A 24,685-nucleotide genomic window follows, 5' to 3' on the forward strand; every position below is an offset into this window, starting at 1 on the left:
GGTGGGCGGAGTGTCGCAGGGGCGAGGCAGAATCGCATCCGTGCTGGTGACGGTTGCCTCGGACGAGCGGGGCGGGGGAGCGCTGCAACCCCTCGACGCCGCGGGGCAGCCCGTCGGCCCGGTGCAGCCGGTCACCGACCTGGCCGCCGCCGTCGCGGCGCGCGAGGCGGCGGACCGGCCGCGCTGGGTGTGGGCCTCCGGCGCGACCGTCTACCCGGCGCTGCTGCGCGCCGGGGTGCGGGTCGACCGCTGCCACGACGTCGAGCTGACCGAGGCCCTGCTGCTCGGCCACGCCGGCCGCTGGGGCGAGCCCCGATCGTTCGCGGCGGCCTGGGCCCGGCTGACCGGCGCGCCGGTGCCGGCCGACCCGCCGCCCCGCCCGGCCGCGCCACCCGGCCACGGGCAGGGCGCGCTCTTCGACGCCCTGCCCGGCCCGCCGGGCCCCGGCGTCGAGGCACTGACCCGGGTGTACGCCGACCAGCTCGCCCGGATCGCCGCCACCGGGCATCCCGGCCGGTTCCGGCTGCTGGTCGCCGCCGAGTCGGCCGGCGCGCTGATAGCCGTGGAGATGGGGGCCGCCGGGCTGCCCTGGCGGGCCGACGTGCACGACCGGCTCCTCGCGGAGCTGCTCGGTGAGCCGTCGCCGGTGGGCGGCCCGCCCCGCCGGCTGGCCGAACTGGCCGCGCGGATCGCCGACGCGTTCGGCGTACGCCAGCTGCACGCCGACTCCCCGGCGGAGCTGTTGCGGGCGTTCGCCCGGGCCGGGGTGGAGCTGCCCAACACCCGGGCCTGGGTGCTGCGCGGGGTGGACCACCCGGCGGTGCCGCTGGTCCTGGAATACAAGGAGCTCTACCGGATCTGGACGGCGCACGGCTGGGCCTGGCGGGACGCCTGGGTGCGCGACGGCCGATTCCAGCCGGAGTACGTCCCGGGCGGGGTCGTCTCCGGCCGCTGGGCCACCCGGGGCGGCGGCGCGTTGCAGATCCCCAAGGTGATCCGGCGGGCGGTGGTGGCCGATCCGGGCTGGCGGTTCGTGGTGGCCGACGCCGGCCAGCTGGAGCCGAGGGTGCTCGCCGCGGTCTCCGGCGACGCCCGGCTCGCCGCCGCCGGTGGTGCCGGCGACCTCTACGCCGCCCTCGCCCAGGACGCCTTCGGCGGCGACCGGCCCCGGGCCAAGGTGGCGCTGCTCGGCGCGATGTACGGGCAGACGGGCGGGGCGGCGGTGCCGGCGCTGGCGGTGCTGCGGCGCAGCTACCCGACGGCCTTCAACTATGTGGAGGCGGCGGCCCGCACGGGAGAGGCCGGCGGGCTGGTGCGCTCCTGGCTGGGGCGCACCTGCCCGCCGGGCACGGCCGGGTTCGGCGACCCCGACGCCGACGTGCCCGACGGCGGCGACGATCCGCAGTCGCCGCGGGCGCGGGCGGCCCGGTCCCGGGGGCGGTTCACCCGCAACTTCGTCATCCAGGCCACCGCCGCCGAATGGGCCTCGACCCTGCTGGCGACGCTGCGCGGCCGGCTCGCCGCCACCGGCGGCGAGCTGGTCTTCTTCCAGCACGACGAGGTGATCGTGCACTGCCCGGCGGAGCGGGCCGACGCGGTCGCCGACGCGGTCGCCCGGTGCGGGGAGCAGGCCACGGCGCTGCTCTTCGGCGACACCCCGGTCCGCTTCCCGCTGGATCTGTCCGTCGTCGACTGCTACGCCGACGCGACCTGACGGCTCCCGTTCCGGGTCAGGAGACGCCGGAGCCGGGGTTCGCGGCGTCCCACGCGTGCCTCGACTGCGCGATGGCGTCCTTGTGCGCGAGTGACCAGTCGGCCAACTGCCTGACCAGGTGCGTGAGGCTCCTGCCGCGCTCGGTCAGCTCGTAGGTGACGGTAACCGGGACGGTCGGGTACGCGGTGCGCAGCACCAGCCCGTCGCGTTCCAGCCGGCGCAGGGTCAGGGTCAGCATCCGCTGCGAGATGCCGTGGATGGCCCGTTGCAGCTCCCGGAACCGGCGGACGCCCGAGGAGAGCTCGACGATCGCGAGCACCGACCACTTGTCGCCGATGCGGTCGAGCACGTCGCGGATGCCGCAGTCGGGGTGCTCGGGCAGGCCGCAGGGTGCCAGCGCGTCGGTTACCGCCGTGTGCCCTGCCGACATCGAAGTGCCTCCTTGTGGCCGCGTCCGTGGTTCCCGACGATGAGGCTAGTTCCGATTCGGTACCACCGAAAGGCTCGCCACATGCTGCTGGTCACCGGCGCCTCCGGGCACCTGGGATCCCTCATCCACGCCGGGCTGGTCGAGCGAGGGCTCGCCCCGCTCGCCGGCACCCGTACGCCCGGTCGCTTCGGCGACGCCGGGCGGAGCGTGGACTTCGACGACCCGGCGGGGCCGGACCTGACGGGCGTACGCGTGCTGGTGCTGGTCTCCGCCGGCTACGGCGAGGACGACGTCGTCACCGCCCGCCACGACCGGGCGATCGCCGCCGCCGAGCGGCACGGGGTGGCGCACGTGGTCTACACGAGCCTGGTCGGCGCCGGCGACCACCTGGCCTTCGCGCTCGCGCACCGGTGGACGGAGCGTCGACTGCGGGAGAGCCGGCTCGACTGGACGATCCTGCGCAACGGCCTCTACGCCGAGCTGTTCGGTCAGCTGGCCGCCCCGGTCGACGGCGCGGTCACGGCCCCGTTCGGCACGGGAGCGCTGGCCGCGGTGGCCCGACAGGACCTGGCCGACGCCGCCGTGCGGGTGGCCGCCGATCCCGCCGCCCACCGTGGCCGCACGTACGAGCTGACCGGGCCCGTCGCGCTCACCGCGGCCGGCGTCGCCGCCGGGTTGGGCGTGCCCTACCGCCCGGAGTCGCTGGGCGGGCGGCGTGCCGCGCTGGCGGGCGCGGGCCTGCTGCCGTTCCAGCCGGCCATGCTCATGTCGATCTACTCCGCCACGGCGGCCGGGTTCCTCGCGCGGACCCACGGCGACCTGGCGCGCCTGCTGTCGCGTCCGCCCCGCGACCCGATGCCGGTCGCGGTCGCCGCCGCCGGGGCGCCGTCCTGACCGTACGCACAGCCTCGGCAGGGCTGCCCGCCGCGGAGCCGGCCGCGCCGGAGACGGGCGACGCCGTGCGGTTCCCGGCCGGTAACGGTTGCACTATTTTCCCTTTTCGCCCCGCTACCCGGTCTGCCTTCTCCTCGTTGCTCCCGATGTCCGTACGACGGAGCGGGCCGTGCCCTCGCGCCACGGCCCGCTCCACGGTGGAGGGGGCCCAGCTGAACCGGATCGCAGGAATGATCATCGCCGCGGGCGGGGGGCGTCGCATCGGCGGCCCCGAGGCGCTGCTGCACCAGGGGGAGAAGCCCCTGGTGAACCGGATGATCGACACGATGACCGAGGCGGGCTGCGAGCGGATCGTGGTCGTGCTCGGCGCCGCGGCCGACCAGGTCCGCGAGACGGCGGACCTGAGCCGGGCCACGGTGGTGATCAACCGGGCGTGGGGGACCGGCGTCGGCTCGTCCATCCGGGCCGGCCTGGCCGCGCTCGACGACGAGGGCATCGAGGCGGTCGTGGTGGTGCCTGTCGACATGCCCGGCCTGACCGCCACCGCCGTGCGTCGGGTCGTCGCGCTGCCGTACCCCGACGTGCTGGTCTGCGCCACCTACGACGGGCTGCGCGGCTACCCGATGCTGTTCGGACGCCGGCACTGGTCCGGCATCGCCACCCTGGCCAGCGCGGACGTGGGCGCCCGGCCCTACCTGCTCGCGCACAAGGACCAGATCGTCGACATCTCCTGCGACTCGGTGGCCGACGGCAGCCGGGTCGACACCCCGGAGCTGATGGCGCTCTACGGGCTGACCGTTCCACCCCAGCGCATCGGCGCCTAGCCGTACGGTCACAGCGGTGACGGGTCGTCGCGCAGCCGGCTGTAGAGCCACCCGTCACGCCAGGCGCCGGCCCGGAACTCGCAGGCCCGTACGACGCCCTCCAGTTGGAAGCCGGCCTTCTCGAGCGACCGCTGCTCGGCGGTGTTCTCGGCGTGGGTGCTGGCCTGGATGCGCTGCGCCGGCGTGTGGCTGAACAGGTAGTCGCAGAGCAGCGCCTGGGCCCGCCAGCCGATGCCCTGGCCGCGCCACTCGGGCAGCAGCACGATGCCGATCTCCCAGTACGGTGCCCGCCCGCCGTACTGGCCCTGGAGATAGCTGAGGTAGCCCGCCGGGGCGTCCGCCGCCGGCTCGACCTGCACGATCAGGCCGCCGGTCCGCTCGCCGAGATAGCCGTCCTCGGCGAAGCGGCGGGCCGGCGCGGCGGCGTCCCGGAAGCCGGCCCAGTCGAGCCCGATCAGCCCCGGTTCGACTGCGAACCGGCGCAACATCGCCAGATCGTCCTCGGCCACCGGGCGCAGCCGCACGGTCGAGCCGGGCGCCTGGTGCACGATGCCGGCCACCAGCGGATGGGAACTGTCCATCCTCCGCACCGTAGTGACGGGCCGGGCCGCCCGCTGCCCCGTGCCGGCTCAGGGTGCGGCGCGCCGTACGACGAGGCCCGGTGAGGGCGTGGGCCCGGACGGACGGGCGATCTGCCGGGCGACGGCCAGGATGTCCGGCTTCTGCGCGATGATCGGCGGGCCGGGGCACTTGTCGTGCCCCCAGGCCTTGCCTCCCATGCTGTGGTGGCCGAGGCCTGTGCCCGACGGGTCGGCCGTCAGGGCGAGCGGGACGCCGCACTCCTCGTGCACCCTGGCGAAGATCCGGCCGAGGGCGGCGATCTGCTTGTCGGTAAGCCTCTCCCAGCCGGGATGGCTGGCGTGGTGCGGGCTGCCGACGCTGAACCCGGAGCACTCCACCGAGAGCCAGTGCCCGTTGCCGGCTCGCTGGGTCCAGGCCTTGTCCGCCGTGTCGACCAGCTGCGCGATGTCACCCTCACGACTGACGATGAAGTGCGAGGAGTTTTCGGTGTCCGGGTTCCGCTGGTGGCTGATGGTGCCCTCATAGGTGCCGTCGGCGATGTGTACCACCAGGCCGCGAACCTCCACCATGCCGTTCGGGACCCGGTTGGCGGTGGGGCCGCGCCAGCTCGCGAGATCCTCCCAGAGGGCCATCGAATGCTCCTTTCGACGGACGCCGGTGCGGATGGCCGGCAGAGGGCTCGACAACCCGAACGTATCGTCGTCCCCAGTCCCGTTGCCGGCGATTCGGCCGACTGGTCGTGCGCCGCCCGGGGCAGGTCGCTGACGGCGGGGACGCCCGCTGACGATCGGAACGTCGACCCGGCACGTCGTCGGGGCGGTCGCCGCCTGGCTGGTGTGCGTCGCCGAGGGACTGGCCGGCTACCTGGCGCTGGAGGCCCCGTGACCACGTCCCGCCCGCCGACCGACCTCGTCCCCGCCGACGTGCCGGCCGGGCAGCTCACCCACAACGTGCTCAACGGGGTGACCCACGGCATCTGGCGCACCCGCCGGGACGGGCGGTCGGCCGTGCTGAAACTCCTCACCCCGCCCGGCCGCCCCGGCCCGGCGCACTGGGCCGGCAGCGCCGAGCCGGGGCACTGGAACTACTGGCGCCGCGAGGTCGAGGCGTACCGCAGCGGGCTGGCCGCCGCCGCGTACGCCGACGCCGGGCTGGCCGCGCCGACGGCGCTGGCGGTCGACGACCGGCCGGACGGCTCGGTCGCGCTGTGGCTGCCCGAGGTCGCCGGTCGGCCGGGCGTCGCCTGCACGCCCGTCGACCTCGGCGAGGCGGCCGTCCGGCTCGGCGCCGGACACGCCCGCTGGCTCGGCGACCCTGAGGCGCGGGAACTCGCGGCCGGCGGTCGCCCGCCGGGCTGGCTGGCGCGCGACTGGCTGCGCGACTACACGCTGAGCCGCCCGGTGGCCGCGCCGGTGCCGTGGGAGCACCCGGTCGCCGTCGCCGCCTGGCCGCGCCCCCTGCGCGACGCGCTGCGGGTGCTGTGGGAACGGCGGCACGACGTGCTGGCCGCCACCGACCGGCTGCCGCGTACGCTCTGCCACCACGACTGCTGGCCGATGAACCTCGTGTTCGCCGCCGACGGTCCGGTGCTGCTGGACTGGTCCGGCGTCGGCCCCGGGCCGGTCGGCGAGGACGCGGCCAACCTGGTGCTGGACACCTTCCTCGACGGGCTTGTCGACGTCGCGCTGCTCGACGAGGTGGCCGCCACCGTGCCGGACCGGTACGCCGAGGGGCTGCGCGGTGCCGTCGCGCCGGGGGAGGTGGCCCGTGCCGTCCGGCTGACCGGGGCGGCCAAGTACTTCTGGCTGGCGCCGATGATGCTCGGCCGGCTGGGCCGCTCCGCCATCAGCGGCACCTACGACGCCCGCGACGAGGCGGAGATGATGGCGGGCCGCCGGCCCGTGCTGGAGCTGCTGGCCCGCTGGGCCGCCGAGGCGTGGGACTGGCCGGGCGCGGGCCGGCCGTCAGACGTCGATGTTGAAGCGTTGCAGCACCGACGGGGCGACCAGCCCGGCCGCCGCGAGCACCGAGATCGCGGTCAGTACGGCCCGGACGACCACCACCTCGGTCTTGCTGCCGGCCCGCAGGGCGATCTTGTTCGGCAGGCCGATCGGCGTCCACATCCGACGCTTGATCGGGATGGGCCAGAGGATGGGCACCCCGGCCCGGGTGATCATGTCGCCGAGGATGTGCACGAAGCAGCCGACCCCGACGGCGGTGCCGATCAGCGGGTAGCCTCGGCCGCCGGGCAGGTTGGCGAAGGTGTACCAGGCGGCGGCGGCCGACGCGAGGGTGACGATGACCCAGCCGGCGCGCTCCGCCCACTTGTCGAACAGGCCGCGCAGCGCCAGCCCGAACATGAAGAACAGGATGCCGATGACGGCCCACTTGCCGTACGCGGCGCAGAGCGTGGTGGTGCCCCAGCCGACCAGCAGGGTGAACGGGATGGTGTGGGTCAGGGTGCGGTGGCCGTTGTTGCGGCGCGGATCCTTGCTGAGCTTCGTCGCGTAGTAGACCCCGAGCGAGACCTTCTCCATCACCTCGGCGATGAAGAGCGAGAACACGCCGAAGGTGCGGGCGACCGTCGCCCCGCCCTGGTTGCGGGTCACCTTGCCGGAGAGGTCGAGGTCGGGGAAGAGCGCGCCACCGGCGCAGACGGCCGTGCCGACGGCGAGCTCCAGCGGCGACTGGTGGTAGTCGGCGAACTGTTGCAGCGCCCAGGATCCGGCCAGCCACACCGCCGCGCCGGACAGCGCGTGGGACGGTCCCATCATGTCGGCTCACCCTCCCCAGGGATCTTGAGCGCCAAAACTACGCCACTGTAGTTCGCCGACGCTCCGCAGGGGCATCGCCCGGACGGTCCACCGGGGACGGTGGCGGGGAGGGGTGGGTGGATCTGCCGCACCGGCAGGAAGTATGCCCTTGCCGGGCGGCGGACGGGGCCGGTCTGTCGGCCACCGGACGGCGGGGAGGCGGCGACGGCCCGCTCAGCGGACGGCGCCGCCGACCGCGAGCAGGTTCCCCTCCGGGATGGTGATCTTCTGGCGTGCCCCGCCGAGCCGGGCGGCGGCGCGCCGGGCCTGCGTCGGGCCGTGCTCCCGGGCGGCCGTCGCGTACGTGCCGGCGGTCCGGGCGGCAATGGTCGTCCAGCCGTAGTGACGGCCGACCATGGCGCGCGCCCGCCGGGCCACCCGCCGGGCGAAGACCTCGTCGCCGAGGAGCTGGTCGACCGCCACGCCGAGGGCGCCCGGGTCGCTGTGCGGGAAGGTCACCCCGGTCACGCCCGGCTCGACGATCTCGGCGAGGCCGCCGGTGCGGGCCACGGCCAGCGGCGCACCGGCCGCCGCGGCCTCCAGGGCCACCATCCCGAACGGCTCGTAGAGGCTTGGCACCACTGTCGCGTCGGTGGCGCCGAGCAGCGCCGGGAGCCGGGTCGAGTCCAGGAATCCCGCGAAGCGTACGGTCTGCCCGAGCCCGAGGCGGTGGGTCTCCTCCTCCAACTCGCCGCGGTAGGGGCCGTCGCCCGCGATCACCACCCGCAGCCCGGGGTGCCGGTCGCGCAGGTACGGCACGGCGTGCACCAGGTGCTGCACGCCCTTCTCGTAGACCAGCCGGCCGGCGTACCCGACGAGCGGGCCGTCGCCGGCGAACCGGGCCCGGGCGGCCGTGACCGCCCCCGGCCGGGCGCGCCAGGCCCGGTCGTCGACCCCGTTGGGCACCACGTCGACCTGCCCGGCCGGCACGTCGAAGAGCGTGGCGACCTGCTCGCGCATGTAGCCGGAGCAGACGATCACCCGGGCGGAGGCGTTGCTCAGCCAGTGTTCGACGCCGTGGATGGTGCGGTTCATCTCCTCGGGCAGCCAGCCCTGGTGTCGGCCGGCCTCGGTGGCGTGGATGGTGCTGACGAGGGGGATGTCGAGGTGTTCGCGCAGGGTCATGGCGGTGTGGGCGACGAGCCAGTCGTGGGCGTGGATGACGTCGTAGGTGCCGGCCTCGGTGGCGCGTAGGGCGGCGCGGGTGAGGGTGTGGTTGAAGGCCATGGTCCAGGCGAGCAGGGAGGAGGTGGCCAGGGGGAAGGTGACGGGGTCTTCGGCGGCGCGGACGATGCGGACGCCGTCGGCGTATTCCTCGAGGGGTGCGCCGTCGGTGTGGCGGGTGACGACGGTGACCTCGTGGCCGGCGGCGGCGAGGGCGACCGACAGGGCGTGCACGTGCCGGCCGAGCCCGCCGACGAGGACCGGCGGGTACTCCCAGGAGAGCATCAGCACCCGCTGTCGCCGGGCGGGATGGATGTCGATCACGTCGGCGTCAGGTGACAATGCGGCCCCCTTGAGTTGTCCCCGAGTGCGCGCCGCCGACACCGGAGCGGTGCCCGTGACGGTCGGGACTGGATCGGGACCCATCCTGCTGGCGGCTGGCTAACCGCCGGAGACGCCGCCGTTGCGGTCGTGTAAAGCGCTACCGGCCGTTCCTGCGGGCGCGCAGCAGTTCGGCGACCGACCACGCCTGGAACGGGCACCCGGTGGCGGCGTGCGGCGCGAGTCCGTCGGCCGTCTCACTCACCGATCCTAGGCCATATTCGGTCAGATGTGTCTCGATGCCGACGAAAAGGTCATCGACCGGCATCTTGGCCCGTCGGGCGGCATCGGCGTACGGGCCGAGCAGCCACGGCCAGACGGTGCCCTGGTGGTAGGCGCCGTCCCGCTCGGCCGGACCGCCCCGGTGCCGCCCGACGAACTCGGGTGCGTCGGGGGAGAGGCTGCGCGGGCCCAGCGGTGTGAGCAGCCCGCCGGCGACCCGGCGCACGGTGGGCTCGTCGGGCTCCAGCGGGGCGTACGGCAGCGACCAGGCCAGCAGCTGGTTGGGGCGCAGCAGGTCGTCGTCGTGCTGCGCGGCCCCACCCAGCGGGTACGCCGGCGCGGGCGCGTCCACCACGTCGTGCAGCCAGCCCGTCGGGGCCGGGAACCGGTGCCGGAACGCGGCGCCGGCCCGCTCGTGCAGCCGCCACAGCTCGCCCGCGTCCCGCCCCGCCAGCTCGGTCAGCTCGGCCAGGCCCGCCAGCCCGTTGACCCAGAGCGCGTTGACCTCCACCGGCTTGCCCGTACGCGGGGTGACCGGCACCCCGTACACCCGGGCGTCCATCCAGGTCAGCGCCGTGCCCGGGGTGCCGCCCTGGGTGAGCAGCCCGTCGGCCGGGTCGACGGCGATGCCGAACCGGGTGCCGGCGAGGTGCGCGTCGACCACCCCGTGCAGCGCGGGCAGCAGCTCGTCGCCGAGGTCGGTGTCACCGGTGACGGTGACGTGCCGGCTGACCGCGTGCAGGAACCACAGGGTCGCGTCGACGGTGTTGTACTCGACCCGCCCGGTGTCGGCGGTGTTGGCGAGCATCCCCTCCGACAGCGTCGCCGCGTACGCCCGCAGCAGCTCCCGGCCCTCGTCGGCCCGGTTGGTGCAGAGGAACAGCCCCTCGTAGGAGATCATCGTGTCCCGCGACCAGGCGCCGAACCACGGGTAGCCGGCCACCACGTCCGGCCCGGTGGAGGTGCGGACCACGAACGCGTCGGCGGCCAGCGCGAGCGTCGCCTCGACCGGGTCGGCCGGCTTCGCCGCGGCCACCACCCGCCGGTTGCGGGCCCGGGCCGCCGCGACCACCTCGGTCGCCGGCGGCGGCTCCTCGGCCAGCTCACCGGCCCAGGCGAGCACCGACACCGTGTCGCCCGGGCGCTCCAGCTCGCCCGAGAACCGGCCCGCGTACCAGAGGTCCTCGTCGGGGTTCAGGCCCCGCGCCGCCTCCTCCCGGTGGTGCGCGCCGAGCCACCACTGTCCCTGGGGGGTCCAGTCCGGCCCGGCGAGCCGGAACGAGCCCTCGACCACCGCCCCGCCCGGCACCGGCTCCACCCGTGGGGCCGGGCCGTCGGCGCGGCGCTCGCCGTGCGCGTCCCGCCAGGTGCAGGCCGCCGCGAGTTCGAGCCGCACCGGCCCGCCGGAGACGAGCCGGTGCACGACGGCCATGCAGGAGCGGCCGTGCGTCATCGCCAGCTCCCGCTCGATGACCACGTCGCCGACGCGCCAGCGCCACCGGGGCAGGCCGTCGGTCAGGTCGAAGCGCTCCAGCAGCTCGAAGCCGCGCGGGTCGACGTCGCCGGAGGCCCACTCGTGCGCGCCCAGGCGCACCCGGGCACCGGAGGGGAACAGCACGGCCGGGTCCAGGCCGACCAGTCCCACGCGGCGGGACGCCGGCGTCTCGCCGGCCACCACGAGCAGCCCGTGGTACCGGCGGGTGCGCAGCCCGCTGACCGTGCCGGTGGCGTAGCCGCCGAGACCGTCGGTGACCAGCCACTCCCGGGCGGCGCCGCCGGTCAGGTCGCCGCACACCTGCGGGCCGAAGCGAATGTCGATCAACTTTCCTCCACCGGCGGCGGGGTGCAACACGCCACGACGAGAATGGCTCCTGTGGTGAAGTCCCCCGGCGACGTCGAAGATGTGCGAGTGATCACCGACGTGCCGCCCCCCGACGACCACGCGCCCGACCCCGAACGGCTCCGGCTGGCTCAGGCCGACGCCGGGGAACAGGACTGGCGCGCATGGGGTCCCTATCTGTCCGAGCGGGCGTGGGGGACGGTACGGGAGGACTACAGCGAGCACGGTACGGCCTGGGACTACTTCCCGCACGACCACGCGCGGTCCAGAGCCTACCGCTGGAGCGAGGACGGCATGGCGGGCGTCTGCGACGACCGGCAGACGTTCTGCTTCGGCCTCGCCCTGTGGAACGGCAGGGACCCGATCCTCAAGGAGCGGATGTTCGGCCTCGGCGGCGACGGCGGCAACCACGGCGAGGACGCCAAGGAGTACTGGTGGTACGAGGACTCCACCCCCACCCACTCGTGGATGCGCTGGCGCTACCACTACCCGCAGGCCGCCTTCCCGTACGACGAACTGGTCGCGGTGAACGCGCTGCGCGGCCGGGACGACACCGAGTACGAGCTGGTCGACACCGGCATCTTCGACGACGACCGGTACTGGGCGGTGACGGTCGACTACGCCAAGGCCACCCCGACGGACCTGTGCGTCGTCGTCACCGTCGCCAACCGGGGCGACCGGGCGGCCATCCTGCACGTGCTGCCCACCCTCTGGTTCCGCAACACCTGGGCGTGGGGGCTGCCCGGCGGCGACCGGGTGCCCCGGCTGGTCGGCGAGGGATCGCGGCTCGTCGGCGAGCACCGGGTGCTCGGTCAGCTGCTGCTGGAGGGCGACGGGGAGCCCACGCCGCTGCTCTGCGACAACGACACCAACGCCGAACGGCTCTGGGGGCTGCCCGGCCGCTCGGCCTACCCGAAGGACGGCATCAACGACCACGTGGTCGACGGCGCCCCGACGGTCAACCCCGCCCGGGAGGGCACCAAGGGCGCGCTGCACTACGTGCTGGACGTGCCGGCCGGGGCGCAGCGGCGGATCCGACTGCGGCTGACCCGTACCGCCCCACCGCCCGGCGGCGCCCCGCCCCCGCCGGCGGACCTGGGTGACGGCTTCGACGCGGTGGTGTGGGCCCGGCGGGCGGAGGCGAACCGGTTCTTCGCCGGCGTCATCCCGGCCGCCGCGACGCCGGACGAGACCCTCATCGCCCGGCAGGCGATCGCCGGGCTCATGTGGGGCAAGCAGTTCTACCACTTCGACGTCAAGCGCTGGCTGGAGGGCGATCCCGGCTCCGCGCCCCCGCCCTCGGGCCGCCGGCACGGGCGCAACAGCGCCTGGTGGCACATGGCGAGCTTCGACGTTATCTCCATGCCCGACCCGTGGGAATATCCCTGGTACGCGGCCTGGGACCTGGCCTTCCACTGCGTCAGCATCGCCCGGGTCGACCCCGGCTTCGCCAAGGAGCAACTGCTGCTCCTGCTCCGCGAGTGGTACCTGCACCCCAACGGCCAGATCCCGGCGTACGAATGGGCGTTCGGCGACGTGAACCCGCCGGTGCACGCGTGGGCGGCGCTGAAGGTCTTCGAGATCGACGGCAGCCGGGACCACGACTTCCTGGCCCGGGTGATGCACAAGCTGCTGCTCAACTTCACCTGGTGGGTCAACCGCAAGGACACCGGCGGCAACAACGTCTTCGAGGGCGGCTTCCTCGGGCTGGACAACGTCGGCCCGTTCGACCGGTCGGCGGCGCTGCCCGTGGCCGGGGTGCTGGAGCAGTCCGACGGCACCGGCTGGATGGGCATGTACGCGCTGAACCTGCTGGACATCGCCGTCGTGCTTGCCGAGCACGACCGCACCTGGGTCGACACCGCCACCAAGTTCTTCGAGCACTTCGCCTACATCGCCGCCGCCGCGTACGAGCAGGGGCTGTGGGACGCCGAGGACGCGTTCTTCTACGACGTGCTGCGCCTCGCCGACGGCTCGAAGGTGCCCCTGAAGGTCCGCTCGGTCGTCGGCCTGCTGCCCCTGGCCGCGACGACCCGGCTCACCGCCCACACCCTGCACCGGCTGCCCGAGCTGCACGCCCGGCTGCGCTGGTTCCTCGCCAACCGCCCCGAGTACGCCGACGTCATCGGCGCCCGACGGCTCGGCCCCGACGGCCGCCAGCACCGGCTGCTGTCCATGGTCGGCCCGGAGCAGATCGCCCGGCTGCTCGCCCGGATGCTCGACACCGACGAGTTCCTCTCCGAGTACGGCCTGCGCACGCTGTCCCGGGCCCACCTCGACAAGCCGTTCTCGGTGACCCTCGGCGGCCAGGAGTTCAGCGTCGGCTACGAGCCGGCCGAGTCGACAAGCGGCCTGTTCGGGGGCAACTCGAACTGGCGCGGCCCGATCTGGATGCCGACCAACTTCCTGCTGATCAGCGCGCTGCGCGACTACGCCGCCTTCTTCGGCGACGACCTCCAGGTGGAGTATCCGACGCGGTCGGGGGTGAAGCGGACCCTCGACGAGATCGCCGATGACCTCTCCGCGCGGCTGATCTCGCTGTTCACCCGCGACGGCTGGGGCCGCCGGCCGATCTACGGCGCCGCCCAGCTCTTCCAGACCCACCCGGACTGGCGGGACCTGATCTGCTTCCCCGAGTACTTCCACGGCGACAACGGCGCCGGGCTGGGCGCCTGGCACCAGACCGGCTGGACGGCCCTGGTCGCCGACCTGATCCTCACCCTGCGCCGCTGACCCCGGGCGGGGCCGTGCCCGCCGTGCCGTGCCCGCCGTGTCCGCCGTGCCGTGTCCGCCGTGTCCGCCGTGCCGTGCCCGCCGTGTCCGCCGTGCCGTGCCCGCCGTGTCCGCCGTGCCGTGCCCGCCGTGCCGGATGCGGGCCGTGGTGCCGCAGGCGTGGCTGTGCCGCCGTGCCGGACGCGGGCCGTGGTTACCGTGCCGTAGACGGGCCAGGCCGCCGTGCCGCAGGCGGGTCAGGGCGGAGCCAGGCCGCCGTGCCGGCGCGTACGGGGGTCGGCCCGCCCCCGCTGCCCTCGGCCTGTCCCGCCGCGCCCCCGTTCCGCCGCGCGTGGCCCGTCCTGGCTCGCTTCGGCCGGCCCGCTCCCCGAACGGTCACGGCACGGCGAGGCGAACGGGGCAGATCTTGGCAGGAATCGGCCCCTCTGGGGGCGCTCCGGTACCAAGATCTCTGGCGACGGCGACGGCGACGGCGACGGCGACGGCGACGGCGACGGTGACTGCGACGGCGACGCGACGGGCGCAGAGTCGTCAATCCGTCGCGGATGCCTCACGGGCGGTGACGGTCGTTAGCATCGGCGGCGTGTCGCCAGCAGAGGAAGCAGACGCCGCGCCGGCCGAGCGGGAGCGCCTCGTCCTGGCCGCCCGACAGCTGGCCGAGGCCGAGGGATGGGCAGCGGTGACCCACCGCCGGCTCGCCGAGCGGACCGGGATCGACATCGAGGCCCTCTACCGTTGCTTCCCGGACCCGGCCGCGCTGATGTCCGCCGTGGCGGTGCTCGGCTTCGCCGACCTGGCCGCCGCGCTCGCCGCCGCCCGGGACACCGCCACCGGAGGCGAACGCGGGCAGTGGCCGGCCGTGGTGACGGCCTACCTGGACTTCGCGTACGCCAGTCCCGAGGTCTACGACGCGATGCTCGCGCACACCTCGGACCTCACGCTGGGCCGCGAGCCGGGGCCCGGGGCGCCCCGGGCGGCCTCCGCCGAGCTGCGCGCGGCCCTGACGCCACTGGCTGCCGGCCGCGACCCCGACACCCTCGCCGAGGTCGGGTGGGCGCTGCTGCACGGTACGGTCATGCTGACGCGGGGCGGGCGGCTGCGCCCGGACGTCCAGGAACAGCGCGAGGAAATGATCATGTCCGGTGTGTTCGCCGCCCCCTGACCCCGCAGCCCAACCCCAACCCCGCGGCCCGACCCCCGGACCCTGCGGCCCGGCCCCTCCCCGGCCACAACCTGCGCGGCCCCGCCGCCCCGCCGACCGCTCGCAACTCGCTTGCCGCTCGGAATCTTGGACAGTTACGGTGCGCACCGCACGGCAACTGTCCAAGATCAGCTGGGTGCGCCCCCGCCAGCAGGGCCCGGGAGTCGCATCGCGGGGAGGGATGGGGAGGGGGAGGCATGGGCGACGCGATTCGCCGCCGCGACGGGCAGGTGCTCGTCTTCGACGCCGACGACACGCTCTGGGAGAACAACGTCCTGTTCGAGCGGGTGATCGACGACTTCCTGGAGTGGCTGGACCATCCGACCCTCGACCGGGCCGAGACCCGGGCCATCCTGGACGACATCGAGCGGGCCAACGCGGTCGCGCACGGCTACGGCAGCAAGGTGTTCCTGCGCAGCCTGGGGGAGTGCCTGGAGCGGCTGCGGCTGCGGCCCGCGACCGAGGCGGAGCGGCGCGAGATCGAGGAGCTGGCGGCGGCCCTGGTCGCGCACCAGGTGGAGTTGATGCCCGGGGTGGCCGAGGCGCTGGACGTCCTGGCCGCCCGGCACCACCTGCTGCTGCTGACCAAGGGCGAACGCGAGGAGCAGCAGCGCAAGCTCGACGCCTGCGGTCTGCTGCACCACTTCCGGGCCGCGCACATCGTGCCGGAGAAGGACGTCGACACCTACCGGTGGCTGGTCCGGGAACACGGCGTCGACCCCGCCGTCACGTGGATGATCGGCAACTCCCCGAAGTCCGACATCCTGCCCGCCCGCGCCGCCGGGCTGAACGCCGTGTTCATCCCCAACGACAACACCTGGGTGCTGGAGCACGACGAGCTGGACCCGGCCGACCCGGGCGTGCTGCGGCTGTCCGCGTTTCCCGATCTGCTGCGCCACTTCTGAGCCGCGGCTGCGCCGCCGGGAAGCCGGGGCCGGGCCGCCGGGAAGCCGGGGCCGGGCCGCCGGGAAGCCGGGGCCGGGCCGCCGGGAAGCCGGGGCCGGGCCGCCGGGAAGCCGCAGCCGGGCCGTCCGGGGAGCGGCGGCGGCGTACCGGACACAATGGTCGCCTCGACGGGAAACAGCGTTGGCCCCGAGGGGCGTGTTACGTCGACATGCCGCTTTTCCACCTTGGCATCAATCACGCCGCCTCGGCCCCGGCTCGTCCTTGTCCGGGCCCCGGCGGCACGCCTAGCCTGATTCGGCGCTCACGGCCCTTCGGGGTGGGCCGGGAGCGTGCCGAAGTCCGGTTGCCGGGCACACGGAGCTGAGTGCAGGCGGCAGGCTCGCCGCGTCGAGCCCGGCGTGGGCGGCGTGCCACGCCCACGCGCTCACGCGGTGCGTCCGTTACGACGCCGGACGGCTGGGGGCAGGACCGGGGAGTTGCGGCCCCGGTCCTGGCACCCCCGGCGAATCGCCTCTCCGTCGCGCCGCCTGACGGCGGAAGACCCGCCTCTCCGTCGCGCCGCCTGACGGCGGAAGACCCGCCGTCACAGAGCGCCGCCTTGGGCGTCGCCACCCGGTTCCGGTGGTCGCGGACAGCAGGTCCTCCCGGTAACTGGACCAGGACTTCCGGCCGTCGGCGGCGACGCTGATCGCCCCGGTCGGCACGAGCACGTACACCTATCAGGACACCACGGCGGTGCCGACGGCGGCGGACAACACCGACCCGATGGCCCGCAAGTTCTACTACTACATGGTCGCGGTGAAGACCCGCGACGGGCAGGTCCTGGCCGGGCCGAGTCAGGCGGTCATGTTGCCCAAGGCCGGGCAGATCACCCGGATCTACCGCGACGCGGCGGCGGTCGGGGACACCACCGGTGTCAACGGGGTGGTCGACACGAACCTGTCGCTGACCCGGCGCACCGAGAACGTCGACAGCTACGTCGGGGACCCGTACCTGGGGGTGGGTAACAACTCGACGTACTTCGGCACCACCCGCAGCGTGGTGAAGTTCCCGAGCCTGGCCGGCATCCCGGCGACCGCGCGGGTCGTGGACGCCCAACTGCGGATCTGGAACACCTCGCTGTTGCCCGGCGACAACCAGAGCGAGTACGTCGACGTCCACAGACTGACCCAGGGCTTCGACGAGACGACGGCCACCTGGGACAAGGCGAACGCCACCACGGCCTGGACCACTCCCGGCGGCACCTACGACACCACCTGGAAGGCCGGGTTCAACGGGTTCACCAACGACCCGGAGTGGGCCACCTGGGCGGTCACCGAACCCGTGAAGGGCTGGGTCGCCACGCCGGGCAGCAACCAGGGCTTCCTGCTGCGGATGCGCAACGAGGCCACCCAGACCGCGCGGGCCATGATGCTGTCGTCGGAGGCGCCCGAGCCGCTGCTGCGCCCGACGCTGGAGGTCACCTACCTCGAGCAGACCGCCGAGTCGACCTACCATGCGCCGAGCACTCCGCACCAGCTCGCGCCGGCTTCGACGTACACCGTCCCGGTCACCGTGTCGAACCCGACCGGCGCGGCGTTCGCCGCCACCGAGTGGGAGCTGACCTACCAGTGGAAGCGGGCCGACGGCCTGCCGGTGTCCGACCCCGCCATCCACGTGCCGACGCCGCTGCCGGCCGCCGTGCCGATCGCCGGCACGGTCGACGTCAACGCCCAGGTCAAGACCCCACCGCCGGCGTCGGACGGCAACAAGCGCACCGACTACGTGCTCGACTGGGAGCTGCGCAACAAGGTCACCGGCAAGAAGCTCTCCGAGACCACGGCGATCAAGGCGTTGCCGCAGAACATCGCGGTGGAGGAGCCGACCTCCGACCAGCTCGGCCTGGAGAAGTTCTACTCGTACGCGGGGAAGAACACCGGTGCCGGCGGCACCCTGATGAACAACCTGTACGCCGGCAACACGGTCTGGTCGTACAACGCGTTCAGCAACCCGTCGCGGGGACTGTCGACCTTCGTCCGGCTGGCGTACAACTCGTTGGACACCAGCGACACCGTCGCCGGCTACGGCTGGTCGTTGCAGGCGTCGTCGTTGATGCGCCTCGGCACGCCCCTGGACTTCCACCCCAACCCGAACCCGACGAAGGTCACCCTGACCGACGGCGACGGCACCAGCCACCGGTTCACCTGGGACGCGGCGGCGAACGAGTGGAAGAGCCCCAAGGGTGTGCACCTCTACCTGCAGAAGCACAGCAGCGTGCAGTGCAAGCCCAACACGCAGGAGCCGAAGGCGTGGGTGCTCACCAAGCCCGACCGGACGCAGTTCTTCTACGACTGCGAGGGCTTCCTGTCGAGCGTGGTCGACAACAACGGCAACGAGCTGCGCTTCACCTACGAGGAGCGCAAGTCCAACAACAAGCCGACCAAGTTCCTCCGGTACCTGACGGACGCGACCGGCCGGCAGACGCTGACCGTCGACTACTACGCCAAGGGCCAGACCTACGACTACATCAACGACACCACCTGGGCCCGGGTGTCCGGTGCGACCAACCTGACCAACCCGAAGATCATCGACCACGTCTCGCAGATCACCGACATCTCCGGCCGCAAGCTCACCTTCACGTACACCGACAAGGGCCTGCTCGGTGAGCTGATCGACGGCGTCGGCTCCAGCGGCACGATGGGCGCGCCGAAGACGTTCAAGTTCGCCTACGACATGACCCAGGGCAACAAGAACGTCAAGCTGGTCAAGGCCACCGACCCGCGCGGCAACGCCACCGAGGTGACCTACCACTACCCGCAGGCCGGCGACGACCCGAAGTGGCACTGGCGGACCAAGTCCTACGAGGACCGGCTCGACCACCTGACGCAGTTCGGCTACGTCGACCCGGACGCCACGAACGACATCCGGACCACGGTCACCGACGCGGAGAACCACGCGACCGTCTACCTGATGGACGGCTACGGGCGGCCGAAGGAGACGACCAACGCCAAGAACCAGACCACCAAGCTTGGCTGGGACGACGACCACAACGTGACCCGGCTGGAGGAGGCCAACACCGCCGTCTCCACCTGGACGTACGACGCCAAGACCGGCTACCCGACCGAGATCAAGGACGCCGAGGCGGTCAGGAACGGCACGCCGGGCACGGTGCTGACCTACCAGCGCCAGCTCAACGGCTACGTCGCGGAGCTCACCGGGAAGACCAGCCCCGAGGGCCGCAAGCACACCTTCGGCTACGAGGCCGACGGTGACCTGGCCTGGGTGGTCGACCCGATGGGCAACACCACGACAGACCCGGAGGACTACAAGACCTCCTACACGTACGACGCGTGGGGCCAGATGCTGACGGCGACCGACGCCAACGGCAACGTCACGGTCAACGACAACTTCGACCCGAACGGCTACCCGCGGACCATCACCGACGCGAAGGACAAGGCGACGACGTTCGTCTACGACGTGCGCGGCAACGTCCTGAAGGTCACCGACACCTACAGCAAGGACACCACCCAGACGTACGACACGTTCGGCCGCCCACTGGAGAACCGCGTCCCGAAGGACCAGTCCGCCGGCGACTTCGTCGTCACCCCGGCCCCGAAGTACGACCAGAACGACAACGTCTACGAGTCGTACGCCCCGAACGGCGCCGTCAGCAAGGCGGTCTACGACAAGGCCGACCAGCTGTCCTACACGCTGGCCCCGGTCGACGTCACGGGTGATCCGGAGCGGAAGACCTCGTTCACCTACGACAAGGTCGGCAACCTGGTGACCACCACCGAGCCGAAGGGCAACCTGACGCCGGAGGAGGGCGACTTCGTCACCACCAACACCTACGACGCGATCTACCAGCTCACCACCGCCACCAACGCCGAGGGCCACCGGATCACCTACGAGTACGACAATGTCGGCAACGTCCGCAAGGTGATCGACCCGGTCAAGAACGCCTCGGCCGCGACCGATGACTACACCATCCTCTACGAGTACGACTGGTCCCACCGGCTGACCAGGACCACGGACGCGCTGGGCAAGTTCACCACCAGCACGTACGACCGGGACGGCCTGGTCAAGGCCACCACCGACCAACTCGGCAACACCACCGAGGTCACCCTCGACCCGCGGGGCATGCCGAGCCAGGTCAAGGTGCCGCACAAGAACGACGCCGGCACCATCACCTACCGCACCGCGAAGTACGAGTACGACGAGGTCGGAAACCGGACCAGGGTGGTCAGCCCGCGCGGCGTCGCCACCACGGACGACCCGGACGACTTCGCCACGGTCACCGTCTACGACGAGCTGAACCGGGCGAAGGAGACCCGCACGGCGTACGACAAGGACGACGCCCGCTACAAGACGGCGGACGTCACCACCTACGAGTACGACTTCGTGGGCCGACTGGCGAAGGTCAGCATACCGCCGTCGGCGGGTGAGTCGGTCCGCAACGACACGACGTACAGCTACTTCGACAATGGCCTTACGAAGACCAGCAGCGACCCGTGGGACATCGTCACGTCCTACGACTACGACAAGCTCGGCGAGCAGACCGCGCGGACGGTGACGTCGGCGGGCGGATCGTCGAACCGGACCATGACCTGGTCCTACTTTCCGGACGGCAAGCTGAAGTCCCGCACGGACGACGGCGTGCCGGTCGGTAAGCAGGTGGTGCTGGTCGACAACTCCGACTTCAACAACACCTCCGCGACGGGCACCTGGACTGGGGCCACCTCGGCGACGAACAAGTACGGGCACAACTACGTCACCCGCCCGGCGGGGACCGGCACGAACGCCTTCACCTGGCAGCTCAACGTGCCCCAGGCCGGCACGTACGAGGCGTTCGTCCGCTACCCGAGCGTGTCCGGTGCCGCCACCGACGCGAAGTTCACGGTCAACCACGGTGGCGGCAACACGGTGAGGACGGTCAACCAGACCGCCAACGCCGGCGCCTGGGTGAGCCTCGGCTCGTACAGCTTCACCGAGGGCAACAGCCACAGGGTGTCGCTGTCCGACCAGGCCGGCGGCACAGTCGTCGCCGACGCGGTGAAGCTGGTGCGGAACAACACCGGTGAGACCGACGACGAGAGGGTCGACTACGCCTACCGGTACGACCCGAACGGCAACCTCCAGAACCATCACCGACGCGTCGCCCAATGCCCGGGTCGACACCTACTCGGTCGCCTACACCGGCCTGAACCAGGTACAGACGGTCGTCGAGAAGAAGTCGGGGACGGTCAAGAACACCACCACCTACACCTACAACGAGAACAGCGCACCGAAGACCACCACCCACGACAGCCAGTACGCCAGCTACACCTACGACCCGCGAGACCTCGTGTCGACGGTGATCAACGGCAAGTCCGCCACGGACCCGGACAAGAAGACCACCACCCTCACATACACCGACCGTGGTGAGTTGTTGAGGATGACCAAGGGCAACGGGAACACCGTTGACCACACCTACTACCTGGACGGGGCGCTCAAGACCCAGGCCGACAAGAAGCCCAACGGGACGTTGGTGTCGGAGCACACCTACACCTACGACCTGAACGGCAACCGCACCCGGGACGCCGCGAGGAAGATGAACGCCGACAACAACGCGGCGTACCTCGACACCACCAGCGCCTACACCTACGACCCGCGCGACCGCCTGTCCCAACTGGTCAAGACCGGTCACGGCGCCGACACCGAGACATACATGCACGACGCCAACAACAACGTCATCAACCAGACGATCAAGAACGCCACGACCACCTTCAACTACGACCGCAACCGGCTGCTCACCGCCTCGACCGGCGGTGCGACCGCCGCTTACAACTACGACCCCTTCGGCCGTCTCGACACGGTCACGGCGGCCGGGACTGTCATCGAGCGGAACGTCTACGACGGCTTCGACCACGTCATCGAGAACCGCAAGACGACGAGCACGGGGACATCGCGGACGAAGTACACGTTCGACCCGCTGGACCGGACGACGACCAAGACGACGGACCTGGGCGGCGCCAAGGAGAAGACCACGACGTTCAACTACCTCGGTCTCTCGGGCGAGGTCCTGAACGAGGCGGTGGCCGGCGAGGTGACCAAGTCGTACCAGTACTCGCCGTGGGGCCAGCGACTCTCGCAGATCACCCACAAGGACGACGGCAGCGAAGAGGACGCCTACTACGGTTACAACCGGCACACCGACGTCGAGCAACTGACCGACGAGACCGGAGACACGAAGGCCACCTACGGCTACACGGCCTACGGCAAGAACGACGACGCGCAGTTCACCGGCATCGACAAGCCCGACGCCGCGGATCCGGCGAAGGAGCCGTACAGCGCCTACCGCTTCAACTCGAAGCGCTGGGACCAGAACTCCGAGTCGTAGGACATGGGCTTCCGGGACTAGAATCCCGGCCTCAACCGGTTCTTGTCGCGGGACAGCTACAACGGCGCCCTCGACGACATGCAGCTCGGCACCGACCCGTTCACTGGAAACCGCTATGCATTTGGCGGAGGAAACCCGGTGACAATGGTCGAGTACGACGGCCATCGGCCTTTGGGTGCGGAGGACGGCGCCCAAATCGGTGGCGACTCACATGCGCGACACAGCGATCGCCCTTCGAGTGCTGGACCTCGAAGCGATGTACCCAGGTGCCGCCATCACTGCTAACCAGCGGTCGAATGCGGGTCCGGATCTGGTATGTTGGAATTGCGCCAGCATCGCGTCAGGGCACAAAGTGAAGGAAACCTGGGTTTGGGAATTCAAGGCGGCTGGTCAGTCCAATGCGGCTGCGGTGCAGAGCCTTGAGAGCGGGATGGCCGACGCCGCCAACGACCCATTGAACAAGAATCAGGTGGTCAAGGCTGGCCCGGCATTCCCGTCGCCCAACGTCGGCGTTGTGCCGAACGCCCCGAACGAGATCGTGACCGTCTATTCCGACCCTACCCCGCAACCCGAAGGAGAATGGCGTCGAGCGCTATACGGTGGAAGACAACGGGCTGCCGGTGCCTCTCAACGACCCTCGCCGACAAAAGGCAAACGAGGCCCATGATCTGGCGGCTACCAAGAACTACCATTCGAACAACCATCGTCGAATCCTGGAGATAGACCAGCCGGTGCAGGATGACCCGGTCAGTGGGTGGATAGTCGCGGGTCTCGTCGGCGTCGGGGCTGCGGCAGTCTGCTACTTCCTCTGCCCGGGCGTCGGCGTCGGTGCCGCGGGTGCCGGCGCGAGAGGCGGCGCGGGCCGGGGTGTAGAGCCTGGTCGTCGCGGTGACTACGATCTGGTCAGGTAGGCGGGTGAACGCGAAAGGGCAGGCGCTGTCGGTCTAGGTGATTCTCCCGTAGGGCGGCCCGTGCCGGGCCGCCCTACGGCAGTCCAGTGGTGTTCGTCGTTCCGGCAATGGAGGTCCCGATGTCGTCGGCGCTCGGCTCCGTGGCGATCGAAGAATGATGACGGCTCAGTCAAGTGCTCGTGCAGTTGGTGTCATCTGACGGAAGGGGCGTGATGGACAGGCGGTTCGTCGGGCAATGGCCGACTGGTCCTCAACCGTATGTGCCGACGGTTATGCAACTTACGGTTGAAGTCGAATCCGACGGGGGTTTGGCGCGCAGTCTCCTGCGCGAATGGTTCGAAGCTGGCCTTCGTGTCCTGGCGGCCAGCCTTGTCGGGAATTCGAGATCAGGCGCGGGCCATGGTCACTCCCTGGAGGGGCGGACAGGCGCCGCGATGTTCATTACCCCTTTCGAGGGGCGCGTAGAGTTGCGGCAGGAGTATTCGCCTGAATCTTGGCAAGGTTTCCTCGACGCGCTGATCAGGTTGCCCTCCTTCGCCTCGTTCGAGGCGCAGCAGCTTGGTCCTCAAGGGGTACCGAGCTTTCCGTCCACGGTCGTCTCCTGTGAGCGGGTAGACGGAGATCGTGCCTGGCTCAATTTGTCAATGGTGACCAAACCGCAGTTGCGGCGTAGTGGCAAACGGTGGGGTGAGGCGCTCTCCTTTCTGCGTGAAATGGCAGAGAAGGCGAACCCGTCGTATGGCGGAATTTCGTTCCTCGACACCGTCTTCAGCAGCCCCTTGGAAGCGCAACTGCACCTGAGGTCGCGCGATACGGTTCCAATCTCCAGGAGTCGGTTGCGCGGCTACGGCTGGATCACCATTCTCCCAGAAGAGGTCGGAGTGCGGTTGGGGGGAGTTGCGGGCCTGCGCGCTTCGGGAGCATTCGCCGAGGTGGCGGCGTTGGAGAACGGGGGGTTCTGGCTGAGAGCCACAGAGGATCTCGACAACTATCGTGCGCAGCAGGCTGAACTCGTGCGGAGTGCGCTTGCCGTCGTCCTGCCCAACGCTGGCATGGTTGAAGCGAGGTGATTGCCGTCCTCTCCGGGCGGGCGTCGGCAGGGAGTGCTCATGGGGGAACGGGCGACAGTTGGATACCTTGGCTTCGTCGCGATGCGACCGGCTCGCCTTCTGCCGAACGGTCGACCGGGCTGTGGGTGTTCCGGGATCCGAGCAGGACGGTCCGCTCACGGTCAGCATCGACCGGTCGGTGCCGGAGCTCGTGGGTCAGACCGGATGACCGGCCCCTTGTGACCGGGAGGGTGGGCTCGCCGCGGCGGCGGGCCCACCCTCTTCGTTTCGTCGCCGGACGGTTCCCGTCGCGACAGGCTGGCCGGGCCGGGGCGCCTCCGTCCAACGGGCGGCTGTTCCTCGAACGACTGCCGGTGACCAAGCCGGGCCGGTGGGCGCCAGCGGTCCATTCGGCTGCCTGGCGTGCCGCCCGCTGCGGTGTGGACTGTCGGCGGCCCCTCGGCGGTGTTTCACCTCACGGCGTCGGGTATTTTGGGCGCCTGGCCGGCCCGGGTCGACAGGAGGCCGTCACACCGCGTCAAGGATCGACGGGAGCGTTTCCCTGACAGATCTCGTTACGGAGACACGCCGCCGACTGACATTGATGTTAGTCACCATCTGCCGTTCTCCGCATGTCTTGTTCCGTGCGGAACCCCCCACTTA

The 24,685-nt window shown here is 71.6% G+C and carries 18 protein-coding genes; 10 read left to right on the forward strand and 8 right to left on the reverse strand.

Going from position 1 to position 24,685, the window contains the following annotated elements:
* The first annotated feature begins 10 nt into the window (after positions 1–10).
* The gene (locus AB0B83_RS14970; protein WP_357578670.1) at positions 11–1,714 is read left to right on the forward strand and encodes a bifunctional 3'-5' exonuclease/DNA polymerase; all 1,704 of its coding nucleotides are present in this window, start codon (positions 11–13) and stop codon (positions 1,712–1,714) included.
* A 16-nt stretch (positions 1,715–1,730) separates the two neighbouring features.
* Here AB0B83_RS14970 and AB0B83_RS14975 read toward each other — a convergent pair whose 3' ends face one another.
* On the reverse strand, positions 1,731–2,144 hold the full coding sequence (locus AB0B83_RS14975) for a helix-turn-helix domain-containing protein (protein WP_088999458.1): 414 nt from the start codon (positions 2,142–2,144) through the stop codon (positions 1,731–1,733).
* An 81-nt stretch (positions 2,145–2,225) separates the two neighbouring features.
* Here AB0B83_RS14975 and AB0B83_RS14980 point away from each other — a divergent pair, with 81 nt between their 5' ends.
* Together AB0B83_RS14980 and AB0B83_RS14985 are read left to right on the forward strand one after the other, a co-directional pair.
* Entirely contained in the window at positions 2,226–3,038 is an 813-nt protein-coding gene (locus AB0B83_RS14980) for an NAD(P)H-binding protein (protein ID WP_357578671.1), read from the forward strand.
* 230 nt (positions 3,039–3,268) lie between these two features.
* On the forward strand, positions 3,269–3,862 hold the full coding sequence (locus AB0B83_RS14985; RefSeq protein ID WP_357578672.1) for a nucleotidyltransferase family protein: 594 nt from the start codon (positions 3,269–3,271) through the stop codon (positions 3,860–3,862).
* A gap of 8 nt (positions 3,863–3,870) precedes the next feature.
* Here the strand turns inward: AB0B83_RS14985 and AB0B83_RS14990 are convergent, their stop codons facing one another.
* From AB0B83_RS14990 to AB0B83_RS15020, 7 genes are all read right to left on the reverse strand, one after another.
* Positions 3,871–4,443, reverse strand: coding sequence for a GNAT family protein (locus AB0B83_RS14990; RefSeq protein ID WP_357578673.1), 573 nt, complete (start codon positions 4,441–4,443; stop codon positions 3,871–3,873).
* A gap of 48 nt (positions 4,444–4,491) precedes the next feature.
* Entirely contained in the window at positions 4,492–5,076 is a 585-nt protein-coding gene (locus tag AB0B83_RS14995; RefSeq protein ID WP_357578674.1) for an N-acetylmuramoyl-L-alanine amidase, read from the reverse strand.
* 452 nt (positions 5,077–5,528) lie between these two features.
* The gene (locus tag AB0B83_RS15000) at positions 5,529–5,693 is read right to left on the reverse strand and encodes a hypothetical protein (RefSeq protein WP_357578675.1); all 165 of its coding nucleotides are present in this window, start codon (positions 5,691–5,693) and stop codon (positions 5,529–5,531) included.
* Between the two features lie 132 nt (positions 5,694–5,825).
* Positions 5,826–6,290, reverse strand: coding sequence for a hypothetical protein (locus AB0B83_RS15005; RefSeq protein ID WP_357578676.1), 465 nt, complete (start codon positions 6,288–6,290; stop codon positions 5,826–5,828).
* 118 nt (positions 6,291–6,408) lie between these two features.
* Complete coding sequence (locus AB0B83_RS15010; RefSeq protein WP_311412960.1) at positions 6,409–7,218, reverse strand: metal-dependent hydrolase; 810 nt, start codon at positions 7,216–7,218, stop codon at positions 6,409–6,411.
* Between the two features lie 213 nt (positions 7,219–7,431).
* Positions 7,432–8,763 (reverse strand): glycosyltransferase family 4 protein, encoded by a 1,332-nt coding sequence (locus tag AB0B83_RS15015; protein ID WP_357578677.1) that lies wholly within the window; start codon positions 8,761–8,763, stop codon positions 7,432–7,434.
* Between the two features lie 139 nt (positions 8,764–8,902).
* Complete coding sequence (locus AB0B83_RS15020) at positions 8,903–10,846, reverse strand: amylo-alpha-1,6-glucosidase (protein ID WP_357578678.1); 1,944 nt, start codon at positions 10,844–10,846, stop codon at positions 8,903–8,905.
* 42 nt (positions 10,847–10,888) lie between these two features.
* On the opposite strand from AB0B83_RS15020, the gene AB0B83_RS15025 reads away from it, so the two are divergent.
* From AB0B83_RS15025 to AB0B83_RS15055, 7 genes are all read left to right on the forward strand, one after another.
* A complete protein-coding gene (locus AB0B83_RS15025) occupies positions 10,889–13,597 on the forward strand; it encodes a glucosidase (protein ID WP_357578679.1) in 2,709 nt (902 codons plus the stop codon).
* 583 nt (positions 13,598–14,180) lie between these two features.
* The gene (locus AB0B83_RS15030) at positions 14,181–14,759 is read left to right on the forward strand and encodes a TetR/AcrR family transcriptional regulator (RefSeq protein WP_357578680.1); all 579 of its coding nucleotides are present in this window, start codon (positions 14,181–14,183) and stop codon (positions 14,757–14,759) included.
* Between the two features lie 236 nt (positions 14,760–14,995).
* Entirely contained in the window at positions 14,996–15,703 is a 708-nt protein-coding gene (locus AB0B83_RS15035) for an HAD family hydrolase (protein ID WP_357578681.1), read from the forward strand.
* 736 nt (positions 15,704–16,439) lie between these two features.
* On the forward strand, positions 16,440–21,107 hold the full coding sequence (locus tag AB0B83_RS15040; protein WP_357578682.1) for a DNRLRE domain-containing protein: 4,668 nt from the start codon (positions 16,440–16,442) through the stop codon (positions 21,105–21,107).
* The gene (locus tag AB0B83_RS15045) at positions 21,028–22,062 is read left to right on the forward strand and encodes a hypothetical protein (RefSeq protein WP_357578683.1); all 1,035 of its coding nucleotides are present in this window, start codon (positions 21,028–21,030) and stop codon (positions 22,060–22,062) included. The genes AB0B83_RS15040 and AB0B83_RS15045 overlap by 80 nt, the downstream gene beginning before the upstream one ends.
* A gap of 211 nt (positions 22,063–22,273) precedes the next feature.
* Positions 22,274–22,729, forward strand: coding sequence for a hypothetical protein (locus AB0B83_RS15050; RefSeq protein ID WP_357578684.1), 456 nt, complete (start codon positions 22,274–22,276; stop codon positions 22,727–22,729).
* A 678-nt stretch (positions 22,730–23,407) separates the two neighbouring features.
* Positions 23,408–24,043 carry a hypothetical protein gene (locus AB0B83_RS15055; RefSeq protein WP_357578685.1) on the forward strand — a complete coding sequence of 212 codons (636 nt, stop codon included), beginning with the start codon at positions 23,408–23,410 and terminating at the stop codon, positions 24,041–24,043.
* Positions 24,044–24,685 lie beyond the last annotated feature (642 nt).

It is taken from the genome of Micromonospora sp. NPDC049060, from assembly GCF_040649055.1.
GTDB lineage: Bacteria > Actinomycetota > Actinomycetes > Mycobacteriales > Micromonosporaceae > Micromonospora > Micromonospora reichwaldensis.

Bases quoted from the DNA above. Each gene is read 5' to 3' on its own strand.
- AB0B83_RS14975 (WP_088999458.1), bottom strand. From the start codon at position 2,144: ATGTCGGCAGGGCACACGGCGGTAACCGACGCGCTGGCACCCTGCGGC.
- AB0B83_RS14980 (WP_357578671.1), top strand. From the start codon at position 2,226: ATGCTGCTGGTCACCGGCGCCTCCGGGCACCTGGGATCCCTCATCCAC.
- AB0B83_RS14985 (WP_357578672.1), top strand. From the start codon at position 3,269: ATGATCATCGCCGCGGGCGGGGGGCGTCGCATCGGCGGCCCCGAGGCG.
- AB0B83_RS14990 (WP_357578673.1), bottom strand. From the start codon at position 4,443: ATGGACAGTTCCCATCCGCTGGTGGCCGGCATCGTGCACCAGGCGCCC.
- AB0B83_RS14995 (WP_357578674.1), bottom strand. From the start codon at position 5,076: ATGGCCCTCTGGGAGGATCTCGCGAGCTGGCGCGGCCCCACCGCCAAC.
- AB0B83_RS15005 (WP_357578676.1), bottom strand. From the start codon at position 6,290: ATGGCGGAGCGGCCCAGCCGGCCGAGCATCATCGGCGCCAGCCAGAAG.
- AB0B83_RS15010 (WP_311412960.1), bottom strand. From the start codon at position 7,218: ATGATGGGACCGTCCCACGCGCTGTCCGGCGCGGCGGTGTGGCTGGCC.
- AB0B83_RS15025 (WP_357578679.1), top strand. From the start codon at position 10,889: ATGGCTCCTGTGGTGAAGTCCCCCGGCGACGTCGAAGATGTGCGAGTG.
- AB0B83_RS15035 (WP_357578681.1), top strand. From the start codon at position 14,996: ATGGGCGACGCGATTCGCCGCCGCGACGGGCAGGTGCTCGTCTTCGAC.
- AB0B83_RS15050 (WP_357578684.1), top strand. From the start codon at position 22,274: ATGCGCGACACAGCGATCGCCCTTCGAGTGCTGGACCTCGAAGCGATG.
- AB0B83_RS15055 (WP_357578685.1), top strand. From the start codon at position 23,408: ATGTTCATTACCCCTTTCGAGGGGCGCGTAGAGTTGCGGCAGGAGTAT.